Source organism: Hydrotalea flava (genome assembly GCF_001623405.1).
Classification (GTDB): Bacteria; Bacteroidota; Bacteroidia; order Chitinophagales; family Chitinophagaceae; genus Hydrotalea; species Hydrotalea flava.
The window spans coordinates 90,386-105,968 of sequence record NZ_LUHG01000039.1 but is presented as its reverse complement, the minus strand read 5'-3'; the positions used below and the strand labels follow the sequence as shown (position 1 = coordinate 105,968).

Annotated in this window: 9 protein-coding genes and 1 tRNA gene; 7 read left to right on the top strand and 3 right to left on the bottom strand. The window is 36.6% G+C overall.

What is annotated here, in order from left to right:
* Positions 1-37: 37 nt before the first annotated feature.
* Entirely contained in the window at positions 38-1,294 is a 1,257-nt protein-coding gene (locus A0F92_RS02350; RefSeq protein ID WP_068241578.1) for a nucleoside permease, read from the top strand.
* 60 nt (positions 1,295-1,354) lie between these two features.
* Here A0F92_RS02350 and trxA read toward each other — a convergent pair whose 3' ends face one another.
* On the bottom strand, positions 1,355-1,672 hold the full coding sequence (gene trxA, locus A0F92_RS02345) for a thioredoxin (protein ID WP_068241275.1): 318 nt from the start codon (positions 1,670-1,672) through the stop codon (positions 1,355-1,357).
* A 180-nt stretch (positions 1,673-1,852) separates the two neighbouring features.
* Complete coding sequence (gene dnaE, locus A0F92_RS02340; RefSeq protein WP_068241273.1) at positions 1,853-5,530, bottom strand: DNA polymerase III subunit alpha; 3,678 nt, start codon at positions 5,528-5,530, stop codon at positions 1,853-1,855.
* Positions 5,531-5,759: 229 nt separating this feature from the next.
* On the opposite strand from dnaE, the gene A0F92_RS02335 reads away from it, so the two are divergent.
* Both A0F92_RS02335 and A0F92_RS02330 read left to right on the top strand, forming a co-directional pair.
* Positions 5,760-6,398: a C40 family peptidase gene (locus tag A0F92_RS02335; protein WP_167516754.1), complete on the top strand. Its 639-nt coding sequence runs from the start codon at positions 5,760-5,762 to the stop codon at positions 6,396-6,398.
* 108 nt (positions 6,399-6,506) lie between these two features.
* The gene (locus tag A0F92_RS02330) at positions 6,507-8,519 is read left to right on the top strand and encodes an LTA synthase family protein (RefSeq protein WP_167516753.1); all 2,013 of its coding nucleotides are present in this window, start codon (positions 6,507-6,509) and stop codon (positions 8,517-8,519) included.
* Between the two features lie 127 nt (positions 8,520-8,646).
* Here A0F92_RS02330 and A0F92_RS02325 read toward each other — a convergent pair.
* Positions 8,647-8,731 (bottom strand) — tRNA-Ser (locus tag A0F92_RS02325).
* Positions 8,732-8,859: 128 nt separating this feature from the next.
* Between A0F92_RS02325 and A0F92_RS02320 the strand changes: the two genes are divergently transcribed.
* The 4 genes from A0F92_RS02320 (at position 8,860) to smc (ending at position 15,490) form a co-directional block, all read left to right on the top strand.
* Entirely contained in the window at positions 8,860-9,297 is a 438-nt protein-coding gene (locus tag A0F92_RS02320) for a CBS domain-containing protein (protein WP_068241267.1), read from the top strand.
* 56 nt (positions 9,298-9,353) lie between these two features.
* Positions 9,354-11,213: an ABC transporter ATP-binding protein gene (locus tag A0F92_RS02315; RefSeq protein ID WP_068241265.1), complete on the top strand. Its 1,860-nt coding sequence runs from the start codon at positions 9,354-9,356 to the stop codon at positions 11,211-11,213.
* Positions 11,214-11,303: 90 nt separating this feature from the next.
* Positions 11,304-11,750, top strand: coding sequence for a DUF3276 family protein (locus A0F92_RS02310; protein WP_068241576.1), 447 nt, complete (start codon positions 11,304-11,306; stop codon positions 11,748-11,750).
* Between the two features lie 215 nt (positions 11,751-11,965).
* Positions 11,966-15,490 (top strand): chromosome segregation protein SMC, encoded by a 3,525-nt coding sequence (smc, locus tag A0F92_RS02305; protein ID WP_068241263.1) that lies wholly within the window; start codon positions 11,966-11,968, stop codon positions 15,488-15,490.
* Positions 15,491-15,583 lie beyond the last annotated feature (93 nt).

Sequence of the window (15,583 nt, the reverse complement as noted above, 5' to 3'; positions counted from 1 at the left end):
CTGCCATCTATTTTATGCAAGAAGAAAAACAAATGCAATGAATATTAAGTTTAGATTGATTTTGCTTAGTTTTTTAGAGTTTTTTATTTGGGGTTCCTGGTTAATTACTGTGGGTGCTTATTGGTTTCAAAACAAACAATGGACGGGAGAAGATTTTGGTAAAATTTTTTCAACTATGGGCATGTCTGCCATTTTTATGCCGGCTATTATGGGAATTATTGCCGACAGATATATAAATGCCGAAAAATTGTTGGCTTTTTGTCATTTAGCAGGTGCTGCAATATTGTTTTATTTACCCACGGTAAATGATCCCGATACTTTTTTCTGGGTACTGTTATTGTATATGGTTTTTTATATGCCAACTTTAGCACTGGCCAATACGGTTTCGTATACTGCATTAATTAAAAACGGGAAAAATATTATTGAAGATTTTCCTCCCATCAGAGTATGGGGTACCATTGGTTTTATTGTAGCCATGTGGATTGTAAGTTTATTGCATATTGAAACTTCTGCCAGTCAATTTTATGTGGCTGCTATCGCATCATTACTGTTTGGTGTATATGCATTTACTTTACCCAAATGTCCGCCGCAGGCAAAAACCGGTGAGAAAAAATCATTTGCCGACATGATGGGGTTAAAGGCCTTTTCTCTGTTTGGACAATACAAAATGGCACTGTTTTTTATTTTTGCTATGCTTTTGGGTGCTGCCCAGCAATTAACGAATGCTTACGGTGATACTTTTCTGCATGATTTTGCAAAGATTGATGCCTACAAAAATACCATCGCCGTAAAATTTCCGGCTATTATTATGTCTATTTCTCAAATTTCTGAAACCTTGTTTATTTTGGCCATTCCTTTTTTTCTTAGAAAGTTTGGAATTAAGATAGTGATGTTGTTGAGTATGTTAGCCTGGGTATTGCGTTTTGGCTTGTTTGCATATGGCAATCCTAGTAATGGATTGTGGATGATTATTCTTTCCTGCATTGTTTATGGAATGGCTTTCGATTTTTTCAATATAACCGGTTCTTTGTTTGTAGATACGCAGATACAACCACAAATACGTGCCAGCGCACAGGGAATTTTTATGATGATGACCAATGGAGTAGGTGCCTTATTGGGCAGCCGTATTAGTGGTTATGCCATCTCCCGATTTTTTACCCATAGCGATAAAAGCCTTGATTGGTATGGTATCTGGATGTCGTTTTCTGTATATGCCATTATTATTGCAGTATTGTTTTTGCTGCTGTTTCGACATAAACACAGGCCGGAAGAAGTATTGCAAATGCAACATTAAAAGAATGAGGCCACCTCCATTGTTGTTGGAACGGCCTCATTGAAATTAAGTCAATCTATTTTACTTATGCGTTTCAATTTTTTTCACAAAATTGGCTTTGGGTTGTGCCCCCACTAATTTATCAACTACTTCTCCATTTTTAATAAACAGGATAGCGGGGATGCTGGTAATGCCATAGTTTAAACTTACCTGCGGATTATGGTCAACATTTAATTTGCCCACTTTAACCACGCCTTCATACTCTTTTGCCAGCTCTTCTACAACCGGACCAATAGCGCGACAAGGGCCACACCATTCTGCCCAAAAATCAATCATAGTTAATTTATCGCTTGCCAAAACTTCTGTTTGAAAGTTCGCATCTGTAATTTCTAAAGCCATTGTACAATTTTTTATGGTTATGAATAATTTCTAGATTTGTCGCAAAAATAAATCCAAACTTACAATATGTTTGAAACCAGTTATACACCACTGTTAATTATGACTTTGTGATGACTGAAACGTTTGTTTTCAGCCATTTTGCCCTAATAGGGGGCAAATCGTCAGTTGCTGATTCTGCCATTAATTTTGCAAATGCACATTTACCTGTACTTCCGGATGGTTTTGTAAAAACTGAATCAAATCATCATTCAGTAAAATACTCACTTCATTGTTGTATAAACTAATTTTCAGGTTTTCAGCGTTATCAATTATGTTGAATTTTAAAAGTGTTTTTCCCGGATATGCTTTTACATTTTCGGCAAAAAAATTAATCCATTCTTTCGTTAGGTCAACTGGCTCCATATTGATTTCGAGCATACGGGTAGTTCGTTCTTTCAGGGTTTCTAACAGATAGAGCTGGTTAATTTTAAATTCAAAATTTTCCTCACTTTTATAACGTTGCCTGAAATTGCCTGAGAGAAATACTTTCTGGCCCTTTTCCAAATAGTTTTGAAATTTTACATAATCTTCACTCCAAAGGGTGAATTCTGTTTTTCCTGAAAAATCTTCAATGATAAATGAGCCAAAATTTTTGCCTGTTTTGGTTACCCTGTGTTGAACATCTACAATTAAACCTGCTATACGTACCGTTAAATTGGCAGCTTGTTTTATGAGGTTGGTATCCATTTTTACTTCATTAAACTCTGCAATTTCAATAATTTGATAATGTTGCAATTCAAACCGGTAATGATCTAATGGATGTCCACTCATGAACATACCCGTTACTTCTTTTTCATAGTTTAATTTTTCTGTTAAAGACCACTCTTCACATTCAGCTATTTTGGGTACCGGAATTTCCATAGCAACAGGCAGTTCTCCAAACAAAGTATTGGCAGTACCACTTTTTATTTGTCCACTGGCAGCACCGTAATTAATAATTTTTTCCAGATTGCTAATTTTATCTCCATCGCTTTTGGCAAAAAATTGTGCCCGATTCATTTGTGGAAAACAGTCGAACGCACCGCTATATGCCAAACTTTCCATCGATTTTTTATTGACAGAACGTTGATTGACCCTTCTAATAAAATCAAAAATATCTTTAAACTGTCCGTTTTTATTGCGCTCTTCAATAATGTTTTCAATAGCGGCATCACCTACGCCTTTAATGCCACCCAATCCAAAACGAATTTCTCCTTTTTTATTCACGGCAAAGCCTTTCAACGATTCGTTAATATCCGGCCCCAAAACTTTGATACCCATTCGCTTACACTCTTCCATAAAAAAAGTAATTTTATCAATACTTCCTGCATGGTTGAGAACAGCCGACATGTATTCTCCCGGATAATGTGCCTTTAAATAGGCAGTTTGATACGCCACATAAGCATAACAGGTACTGTGCGATTTATTGAAAGCATACTGCGCAAAGGCCTCCCAGTCAGTCCATATTTTTTCCAAAGCATCTGCTGAATGTCCTTTGGCTTTACCGCCCTCAATAAACTGCGCTTTCATTTTATCCAACACACTTTTTTGTTTTTTACCCATTGCTTTTCGCAACACATCGGCATCGCCTTTGCTAAAACCTGCCAAACTCTGGCTCAATAACATAACCTGTTCCTGATAAACGGTAATGCCATAAGTATCTTTCAGATATAGTTCTGCTTCCGGAATATCGTATACCACTTGTTCCCGCCCTTGTTTACGGGCAATAAAGCTGGGAATATAAGCAATAGGGCCTGGGCGGTATAATGCGTTCATGGCAATTAAATCATCAAACTGATCGGGCTTTAATTCACGCAGGTATTTTTGCATGCCAACACTTTCAAACTGGAATGTGCCATTGGTTTCACCTTTCTGATATAATTGAAAAGTTTTTTCATCATCTAATGGAATGGTATCTAAATCAATTTCTATTTGATGATTTTGTTTGATTAATTCAAGTGCGGTTTTAAGAATCGAAAGCGTTTTTAAGCCCAGAAAGTCCATTTTAATTACACCGGCTTCTTCAATACTACTGCCTTCAATTTGTGTTAACCATAAAGAAGAATCTTTTGCAGTAGCAACAGGAATCAGTTCCGTTAAATCTTTTGGGGCAATGATGATGCCTGCAGCATGCACACCGGTATTGCGGATGCTGCCTTCAAGTCTGTCAGCTTCTTTTAAAACCTGGGAACGAATATCATCTCCGGCATAAATTTCCCTGAGTTTTTTAATGTTCTCAATATCTTCCTGAGTATATCCTTCTTTTTCTTCTAATGATTTTTCGCCCTCTTTGGCGGTGATGGGTGCATGTAAAACTCTTCTTAATTCGGTTCCGGGTTTATCGGGCACCAATTTAGCCAGCATATTGGCTTCGGCCAGCGGCAAATCCATTACCCGGGCAACATCTTTAATGCTGCTTTTGGCAGCCATGGTACCATAGGTAATAATTTGTGCCACTTGATTTTTTCCATATTTCTCAACCACATAATCAATTACTTTCTGACGGCCATCATCATCAAAGTCGGTATCAATATCGGGCATTGATTTACGATCGGGGTTTAAAAACCGCTCGAACAATAAATTGTATTTAATGGGGTCAATATTGGTAATGCCAATACAATAAGCCACCACCGAACCGGCGGCAGAACCGCGGCCCGGGCCTACAAACACTTTCATGTGCCTGCCTGCCTTAATAAAATCGCTTACAATTAAAAAGTAGCCTGCAAAGCCCATGGTTTTAATGGTAAACAATTCAAAGTCAATACGTTCTTGGGTTGTGGCATTCATTTCGCCATAACGTTGTTTGGCTCCTTCATAAGTAAGGTGTTTTAAATATTCCCACTGGTTCAAATTATCATCATCATGAATTTTAAAAGAAGTCGGAATAGGGAAGGCCGGCAGTAAAATATCTTTTTTTAAATTGAGTACTTCAATTTTATCTACAATGGCATTGGTATTGTCAATGGCTTCCGGAATGTCGGCAAACAGGGTAGCCATTTCTTCCGGTGTTTTAAAATAAAACTGATCGTTCGGAAATTTAAAACGCCGGTTTTTGATCTGCACTTCATCATTTACAAAATCATCAAAACCCGGTGTAGATTGTTTTTCACCGGTATTTACGCACAATAAAATATCATGTGCATTGTAGTCGTCACGTTCAGTATAGTGGCTATCGTTTGTAGCTATTACCGGAACATTGTATTTTTTGGAAAACTGTAAAAGGGTATGGTTGATGATTTCCTGTTCTTTAATGTTGTGGCGTTGTAATTCAATATAATAATCCTCGCCAAAAATATCTAACCACCATTTAAATTCCTGTTCAGCTTTGGCAGTATCGCCTTTTAAAATGGTTTGTGGCACATAAGCGCCAATGCAGCAGGTGGTGGCAATGAGGCCTTCATGGTATTGCAGAATTAATTCTTTGTCAATTCTGGGATACTTGCTATACATGCCTTCAATAAATCCCAATGAGGTTAATTTAATGAGGTTTTGGTAGCCTTGTTTATTTTTAGCCAGCAATACCTGATGGTAGCGCTGGTCTTTTAATTCTTTAGTGAAAGTTTTAATATGCCTGTTTTCTACCACATAAAATTCGCAACCCACAATGGGCTTAATAACAGGTTCTAATATATCTTTACCATTGGCATCTTTACCAACTACTTTTGTGTTTTTCCAGGCCTGATTCACAAAATCAAATACGCCAAACATATTTCCATGGTCAGTTAAAGCCACAGCCGGCATGTTATTAGCGGCCGCTTTTTTGTAAAGTGAACCGATGGAAGCTGCCCCATCGAGTAAGGAATATTGCGAGTGAACATGTAGATGTGAAAATTTAGGCATGATTGTTGAAAATTTGAAACCATTCAAAAGTCAAAGGTACTGCTTTCGGCAGGCAGATGAAGTTGAAAAATTTATCCACAATTTCGGTGTTATAAAGTTGAATGGATAAAAGTTGTGCAGGTTTTGGCAGCTTAAAAAAGGGTTGTTTATTTTGCAAGCTATGGCAAAGCGTTGTATAACAATTTTTTTTATTGCGGGAATAGTTTTAGCTGTAACCGGTTGTAAAACTTTGCGGAAAATTACAGCCCACGATAATTCATTAACCACTACTTCCAAATCGGTAAAATCGGGAAACCCTGAATTTATTGATGGAATAGAAATTGCCCCCGGTTCAGTTGTAAATTCCCGCCATAAAACAGCTACTACAAAAATTAACACCTTGAATCGTGCTGCTGCCAATGAAAATAATCCCAATAGCTGGGTAAGTATCGAAAAAGCCAACTGGCTGCAAATGAAATATGCCATTATAATGGATGCAACGGTTGAAAAGTTAACCGATATTCTTTTGCTACAAAAAATTGACGAATGGTGGGGTACCAATTATTGCTTAGGCGGCAGTACAAAAGCATGTATTGATTGTTCTGCTTTTACCTATATTGTAATGCGGGATGTTTATGGAGTGAATTTACCCCGTACAGCGCAGGAACAATATAATAGCTGTTCTAAAATACCCGATGATTCGTTGCAAGAAGGTGATTTGGTATTTTTTCATACCGGTGGTAGAAGAAGCAGAGCCATTTCACATGTAGGTGTTTATGTAGCCAATAATAAATTTGCCAATGCTTCTACAAGCGGTGGCGTTACCATCAGCGATTTGAATGATCCATACTGGAAAAGGGCTTACCGGGGTGCCGGGAGAGTTCGATAAACCGATTATTTATTCGCTATTCTTTTTCAGCTGCGCCCCGCTTAATGTGAAATACATTATTTTTACAGCTTGTTTGTTTTTTATTAACTGTACTGTACGCCTCTTACTATGCAAAAAAATCTACTGTCGCGCCTACAGCGCTGGATACTCATATTGTCTGCTACTTTCTTCCTGCTGATGAGTATTGCCCGAATTTTTACTTTCTGCTTATTCAATACAGGTGCTTTTTCATGGAAATCTTTTTTGTTTGTATTGTGGATGGGTTTTCGGTTTGATGCCAGGGATGTAGGTATTATGGCCATACTGATGTTAATATTGGGCGCCATTAAGCCCTTGCATCCTTTCCGAAAAAAATTGGGGAAAACAGTTGCCTATATTTTATGGTTCGTAGCTATTGTGCTGTTTACCTTGTTTTATGCATTTGATTATGGACATTTTGCTTATTTAGATGTGCGCTTAAATGCACAGGCACTCGATTTTTTACATAATACACGCATTTCACTCGGCATGTTGTGGGAAACCTATCATGTTATTTGGATTGTATTGGGAATGATTCTTTTTATATGGCTCAGTTTTTTTTTGGTAAAATATACGCATAGGCTCATTGCACAGTCTGCTGATATGCAGGAGCCCTACAAAAAACGGAGAGGTTTATTTTCCATCCTGTATTTTCTACTATTTGGCTTTGGAATTTTTGGGAAATTTGATCAGTTTCCACTGCGTTGGAGTGATGCATTTTCGTTGAACAGCGATTTTAATGCGCAGGCCGCTTTAAATCCATTTCAAAGTTTTTTCAGTACGCTGGCTTTTCGGCAATCTACTTATGATGTGGAAAAGGCAAAGAAATATTATCCTTTAATGGCCAACTATTTAGGCATTACCCATCCGGATGCCAATCATTTAAATTATACCAGGCATATTGTACCCGATTCCAGTTTGTCTGCAACCACACATCCCAATATTATTTTAGTTATTTCAGAAAGTTTTAGTGCTTATAAAAGTTCGTTGTTTGGCAATCCGTTAAATAGCACACCATTTATTGATCAAATGGCAGCAAAAAGTATTTTCTTTGATCATATGTTTACACCCGGTTTCGGAACGGCACGTGGTGTTTGGACCACTATTACCGGATTAACCGATGTTGAACAAAATAAAACGGCCAGTCGTAATCCGCAAATTGTTGATCAGCAAACCATTATCAATTCATTCAAAAACTACGGCCATTATTATTTTATTGGTGGCAGTACCAGTTGGGCCAATATAAAAGGCTTGTTGGAAAATAATATAGATAGTTTGCATATTTATGAAGAGAAAGATTATACCGCACCACGGTTAGATGTTTGGGGCATCAGCGATCACAATTTATTTACCGAAGCCAATAAGGTACTGGTAAAACAAACCCGGCCATTTTTTGCTGTGATACAAACTGCTGATAATCACCGGCCTTATTCTATAGCTCCGGAAGATTTGCAAACTTTTAAAAAGGTAACGGTACCCAATGATACATTATTGAAATATGGATTTACCTCGAACGATGAACTCAATGCCTTTCGTTATTTTGATTTTAACGTGCAGCATTTTATTGAAACCATACAAAAGGAACCCTATTTTAATAATACCATCATTGCATTTATTGGCGATCATGGATTGGTTGGAAATGCAGATGCTTTATTTCCCAAAGCATATACAGCACAGGGGCTTACCAAAAATCATGTTCCTTTTATTATATACGCTCCAAAATTAGTACAACCTGCAAAGCATAGTATGATTGCTTCGCAGGTAGATGTATTGCCTGTATTGGCAGGAATTGCCAATATTCCATATACCAATACCGGTATGGGCAGAGACTTATTGCATGTGAAAGATACTACCCAAAACATGGCATTTATTTTTGAAGGAGAACAACAACAATTGGGATTATTAAAACATCAATATTTTGTAACCCAACCCATTGGAAAACCGGAGAAAATTAAAATATTTTCGATGGAAAATAATGTACCGATTCCTAAAGATGCAATTACCGATTCTATTCAAAAAGATATGCAGTTATGGATGCAAGCCATTTATGAAACTACCCGGTACATTACACACCATAATAAGAAAGTGCAGCAAAATGAGTGAAATTAATGAATTAGTTTTTTTTAAAAATTATAATTACAGTTATAAATAAAATTAACTTATCAAATCGCAATAAATATTTGTATTTCTAAAAAAACTCCTGAATTTTCAGGAGTTTTTTTATTGAGAGCGGAGAGAGAGGGATTCGAACCCCCGGACCTGTTACAGTCAACGGTTTTCAAGACCGCCGCATTAAACCGCTCTGCCATCTCTCCGGGTGCAAAATAAAGGTGCGGCTGTTTATCTTCCAAAAAAATTATACTTTATCTGCTTCTTATTTTGCAATATCCTTTTTAAATTGTATTTTTCATTGGCTTTTGTAACTGCTAAACTGCTTCTAAATATGAAAAAAGTAAAAGATATTTTAAACAGAAAAGGTACTGCTGTGATAGGCGTACCTGCTAACACATTGGTTTTTGATGCTTTAAAATTAATGGCCGACAAAAACATTGGCTCTGTAGTAGTTCAAAATGAACAAAAACAATACATTGGCTTACTTACCGAACGTGATTATGCCCGTAAAGTAATTTTAGCCGGTAAACATTCTGAACAAACCACTGTTGCAGAAATTATGAGTACAGGATTGCCGCATATTACCCCCGAAACTTCTATTGAAAGTTGTATGCACATTATGAGCGATAATAATATCCGCTATTTGCCGGTGTTCGATCAAACAGATAGTTTATGCGGTATTGTTTCGATTAATGACGTAATTTATGAAACCATTCACGATCAAAAAGAAACCATCGAACAACTGCACAGTTACATACAATCCACTTAAAAAAGGGGTTCCGCAGAAAAAAATGGTACAAACCGCTTTTCTTATCTTTGCGGTTCATGAAACAATTATCTGTAATAAATAAATATTTCTGGAAGTATAAAACCAGATTTCTGTTAGGTATACTTTTCATTATTCTGTCTAACTATTTTCGAATCCTGGCTCCTCAGGTTTCCGGTTATGTGGTAGATCAGGCTGAGCATCTGATTCTACAACAAACTGCAGCTAATACTATACATGAAAATAAACGGATTGCCAATTACGATTTTTTGGTGCAACATTTTATTAAAGTTATTCAGGCAGAAAACAACAGTTTTTCAACCAATATCTTCATCAGTGCAGTGGTTTTGTTTTTACTGGCATTAATAGGTGGTTTCTTTATGTTTTTAATGCGGCAAACCATTATAGTAATGAGCCGTCATATAGAGTTTGATCAAAAAAATGAAATATTTACCCATTATCAACAATTAGACGCTGCTTTTTATAAAACGCATAGTACCGGCGATTTAATGAACCGTATTACTGAAGATGTAAGCAGGGTAAGAATGTATGCCGGCCCGGCAGTGATGTATTTTATTAATTTGGCCGCTACCATTGGTTTCTGCCTGTTCTTTATGTTTCAAACCAATTGGCATTTAACATTGTATGTATTATCGCCATTGCCCATTTTGGCTATTACCATTTATTATGTAAATACCATCATTAACCGGAAAAGCGAAAAAATTCAGGCACTATTATCCGATTTAACTACCGCTGCGCAGGAATCGTATTCCGGTATTCGGGTTATTAAATCATTTGTTCAGGAAAAATCGATGTTGCATTTTTTTGATAAGAACAGCGAGGAATACAAAAAAAATGCCATTGGACTGGCGAAGGTAGAAGCCATCTATTTCCCATCCATGACGCTGTTAATTGGCATCAGTACTTTATTAACCATTGCCATTGGCGGATGGTATCTCATTCATCAACAATACAATGTAAGTGCAGGAACCATTTTAGAGTTTGTAATTTATATTAACATGCTTACGTTTCCGGTAAGTGCAATTGGCTGGACAGCCAGTATGATTCAACGGGCTGCTGCTTCACAAAAAAGAATCAATGAGTTTTTAAACACTACACCGGAAATACAAGATAAACCGAATTTAAAACCGGTGCATGTTTCGGGTGATATTCATTTCAATCAAATCAGTTTTACATATCCCAACACAGGCATACAGGCATTATCTAATTTTAATTTAACCGTACAGGCCGGCCAAAAAGTATTGTTACTGGGACGAACCGGTAGCGGTAAATCAACCGTTGCACAATTATTATTGCATTTTTATAACCCCGATAAAGGCAATATTACCATTGGTGGGCACGATATTCAGGATATTCCACTGAGAATTCTTAGAAAAGAAATCAGTTATATTCCGCAGGATGTATTTCTGTTTAGTGATACCATTGCCAATAATATTGCATTCGGTCAGCAAGGGCCTATTGATAAAGCCCAGGTTGAGCAGGCAGCAAAAAACGCCAGCATACACAATGAAATTATGAGTTTTGATAAACATTATGAAACATTGGTAGGAGAGCGGGGCGTTACTTTAAGCGGTGGCCAAAAGCAACGAATATCCATTGCCAGAGCCTTAATAAAACAGCCCGAAGTAATTGTATTTGACGACTGTTTAAGCGCCGTTGATGCAAAAACAGAAAACGAAATTGTAACCAATCTGTATAATTTTTTAAAAGATAAAACCGGCATTATTATTACCCATCGTATTTTCTCAACATTCAGATTCGATAAAATTGTAGTGTTAGAAGATGGTGAAATTACCGAAGAAGGCACCCATGAAAGCCTGATGCAATTAAATGGTTATTACGCAGAATTGTACCGCATACAGGTATTGGAAAAAAATGCAACTGCTTTTGAAGCTTAAAAAAGCTTTCAGGTATAAAGTTTTGGTAATTCATAAACAATACTATATTTGCCAAGCACAAATAATTCAGTAACCAAAATCTTTACAACTGTGGCGTACGAGAATAACGAAAAAAAAATGGAAAGCGTTTATAGTAAACGTATCAGGGCCGGAAAAAGAAGAACCTATTTTTTTGATGTAAGAGCTACAAAAGGCAACGATTATTATTTAACGATTACCGAAAGCAGAAAAAGGTTTGATGATAATGGCTACGACAGGCATAAAATATTCTTGTATAAAGAAGACTTCAACAAATTTATTAAAGCATTGGGCGAAGCGGTTGATTTTGTTAAAACAGATTTAATGCCCGATTTTGATTTTGATGCTTTTAATCACGAATATTCCGAATCAGAAGGATATGAACCGGCAGAACAAAATGTTGTTGTTTCAGTTGTAGAAGAAGCACAAGTTGCCCCTATTGAAATAGCAACTACTTCAATTGAAACAACAATAGCTGAGGTAAATAATACCGATACAGAAGAAGTTGACAAGTGGTAAAATAGAACATTATACTAAAATAGCTTTAACCTTCCTTCGAGCATTCAACGCGAAAAGTAAGGTTTTTTTGTGCAAAATCTGTTACAGAACTGCATTTTAGAAGCATATCTTTTTATTTTTCCTCATTTTAACCCCAGTTCTCCACAAAATATTCCAAAGCATACAATTTTAAAGGTTTTTAGCTATGTTCGCAGGTACTAAAAAACTGTAGAACTGTGCGATTAAAGTCATTAGAAATAAAAGGTTTCAAAAGTTTTGCCGATAAAACCATCGTTAATTTCGATGAAGGAATTACCGGCATTATCGGGCCCAATGGTTGTGGTAAAAGCAATATTATTGATAGTATTCGTTGGGTAATTGGTGAACAGAAAATTTCCTCATTGCGTAGTGAAAATCTGGATGCATTGGTGTTCAATGGCTCTAAAACCCGCAGCCCCAGCGGTTTGGCTGAAGTAAGCCTCACTTTCGAAAATACCAGAAATTTATTACCTACCGAATTTAGCACCGTTACCGTTACCAGAAGGTTTTATAAAAATGGAGATAGTGAATACCGTTTAAATGATGTAGCATGCCGTTTAAAAGACATTCATAACCTGTTTTTAGATACCGGTGTTAGTAATGACAGTTATGCTATTATTGAACTAGGAATGGTAGATGATATTATTAAAGACAAAGAAAACAGCCGCAGAAGAATGTTGGAACAAGCGGCCGGTATTACCATTTATAAAACCAGAAAAAAAGAAGCCAAATCAAAATTAGATGCAACCGAACAGGATTTAGCCAGAATTGAAGATTTACTTTTTGAAATTCATAACCAGCTAAAATCCTTAGAAAGCCAGGCTAAAAAAGCTGAAAAATATTATGAAATAAAAAAAGAATATAAAATCATAGCCGTTGAATTGGCTAAGGCTTCGCTGGAAGGATTTAATTTAACCTATAAAAATTTACAGGAACAGCAGGAACTTGAAACCGATAAAAAAATACGCTTAGAGGCTGAAATAGCCAATCAGGAAGCAGTATTAGAGCAGGAAAAAATTGGGTTTATAGAAAAAGAAAAGGCATTGCAAAGCATGCAATACCAGTTTAATGAACTGGTGCAACAGTTGCGTACCAAAGAAAATGATAAAAATCTCGCCTCACAAAAATTAGTTTTTTTAAAAGAAAAAGAAACCAATTTGAAGCATTTTCTTCAAAATGCGGAAGGCCAGTTAAAAGGAATTGATGAATCACTTGCTTTCAGTAAAGTACAAATAAAGGATGAAGAAAATAAGTTGGCAGATATGCATGCCAATTTAGAAAACCTGAAATATGAGGTGGAACTGAAAAGGCAAATATTTGATGAAAAAAGATCCGGTGTTGATCAACTACGCCAGCAATATCAGCAATTACAACGGTCACAGTTTGACGCAGAAAAAAAAGTAGCCATTGCCGATACTTCTATACAAAATTTGCAGCGTTCGCAAATGCAATTAGCTACCGAACAAAAAAATAGGGAAGCACAATTGCAACAATTAATCATTGAGTTAACCCAAAAAGAACAAACCCTGGCTGAAAAGCGTACACATTTGCAACAAATGCAGGAACAACATGAAAAAACCAAACAGCAAATTCTGGAAACACAACAAGAGCTGGAAGTTTTACGCAATCAGTTAGCAGATGAAAGCCGCAAGTTAGATGCACGCAAAAATGAATACAACCTTTTAAAGAGTTTAATCGATTCAATGGAAGGTTACCCTGAAAGCATTAAATTTTTGCATAAAAATCCGGAATGGGATAATCATGCTCCCATTTTATCAGACATTATTTATGTAAAAGAAGCTTATCGGGCCGCAGTAGAAAATGTGTTGGAGCCTTATCTCAATTATTTTGTGGTAAATAATTTAGAAGAAGGTTTGCAGGCAGTACGTTTATTAGATAAACACCAAAAAGGGAAAGCCAACTTTTTTATGTTGGATAAATTTCAACATTATTCTATCGGCATAGCACAGCCTGCACAAACCATTGCGGCCATGGACATTATTGAAGTAGATGATCAATACCGGCCATTAGCTGCTTATTTACTTGGCCATGTATTTATTGCAGAATCAGAAGTTCTAATGGAACAGGATGTATTTTCTGATGCCATTATTCTGGAAAAATCGGGCAAAATTGTAAAGGGTAAATACACGTTAACCGGCGGTAGCGTTGGCTTGTTTGAAGGAAAGAAAATTGGGCGTGCAAAAAATTTGGAAAAATTAGAAGAAGAAATTCAGGAGCAGGAAGCAGTGGTAAATTTACTGAAAGCAGATATTCAGCACAACCATCAAAAAGTGGTGGGGTTTAATGAACAATTGAAAGAACAAACCATACGTGCCACTGAAAATGAAATTAATCAATTAATTAATCAGGTTTTTGCTGCTAAAAATAAAATCGAAAACATCACTGCTACTCAGCAACAAACCCAGCAACGGCTAGAAGAAATTGAACAACGTATGCAGGATGAGCAGGATAGCATTGCTGAAACCAGGCAAACCCTTGCGCAACTGAATGAACAGTTGAAAACGTTGGGCAATGAAATGGCCATGATTGAACAGGACTATCAGTTGGCAGAGCAGGATTATAATCTTGCTAATATTCAGTTCAATGAATTTAATCTGCAGCTTACCCGTCAGCAAAGTAAAATCAATGCCATTCAACAGGAATTGCAGTTCAAAGAAAATCAGTTGAATGATCTGCAAAAGCAAATAGAAAATAATACCCGGCAATTGGCAGAAGCCGCTACACAAATTGAAGAAGGGAAACTGGCAGTTGAAATCATTGAAGAAGAGCTAATACTGCTAATGAAGCAAAAGGAAACAGAAGAAAAACAATTGAATGAGGCTGATCAGGCCTATTACAATTTGCGCAATATATTGCAGGAAAAAGAAAATGGTGTACGCCAGAAAAATAAGCAACGTGAATTGGCGGAACACCTGCTGGCTGAAATAAAAGATAAATTGAATGAATTGAAGTTGCAATTGGCAGGCATGAAGGAAAGATTGAATGTGGAATTTAAAATTTCGCTGGAAGAAATTTTAGAGCAATCCCGTACCACAGAAATGCCGCTGGAAGAGTTACAGGCCACCAGCGACAAGATGCGGAAGCGAATGGAAAATATTGGTGAAGTCAATCCCACAGCAATTGAAGCGTATCAGGAAATGAAAAAACGATATGAGTTTATTGTAGAACAAAAAAATGACCTGGTTCAGGCAAAAGAAAGTTTATTACAAACCATTCAGGAGGTAGAGGCTACCGCCAATCAACAATTTTTAGATACTTTTAATAAGGTTCGCGATAACTTTCAAAAAGTATTTAAAGCACTGTTTTCAGAAGAAGATACCTGTGATATGGTATTGGAAAATCCAGAAAATTTAGCTGAAACCGGTATTGAAATTATGGCTAAACCCAAAGGGAAACGTCCATCCTCCATTACCCAGTTGAGCGGAGGTGAGAAAACCTTAACCGCAACAGCTTTGTTGTTTGCCATTTATTTGATTAAGCCGGCACCATTTTGTATTATGGATGAAGTAGATGCACCACTAGATGATGCCAACGTTACCAAGTTTACGCAAATGATTAAAAAGTTTAGTGAAAACTCTCAATTCATTTTAATTACCCACAATAAACAAACTATGAGTGCGGTGGATGTAATTTATGGTGTAACCATGCAGGAACCCGGTGTCAGTAAATTGGTTCCGGTTGATTTTAGAAGCCTGAATTAATTTTACCTTCAACAAAAGTATTTGAAACCGCTTTTTTAACACGAGGCGGTTTTTTTATCAAAACCTTGCAACATAGAATTTGTAAATTTGCAA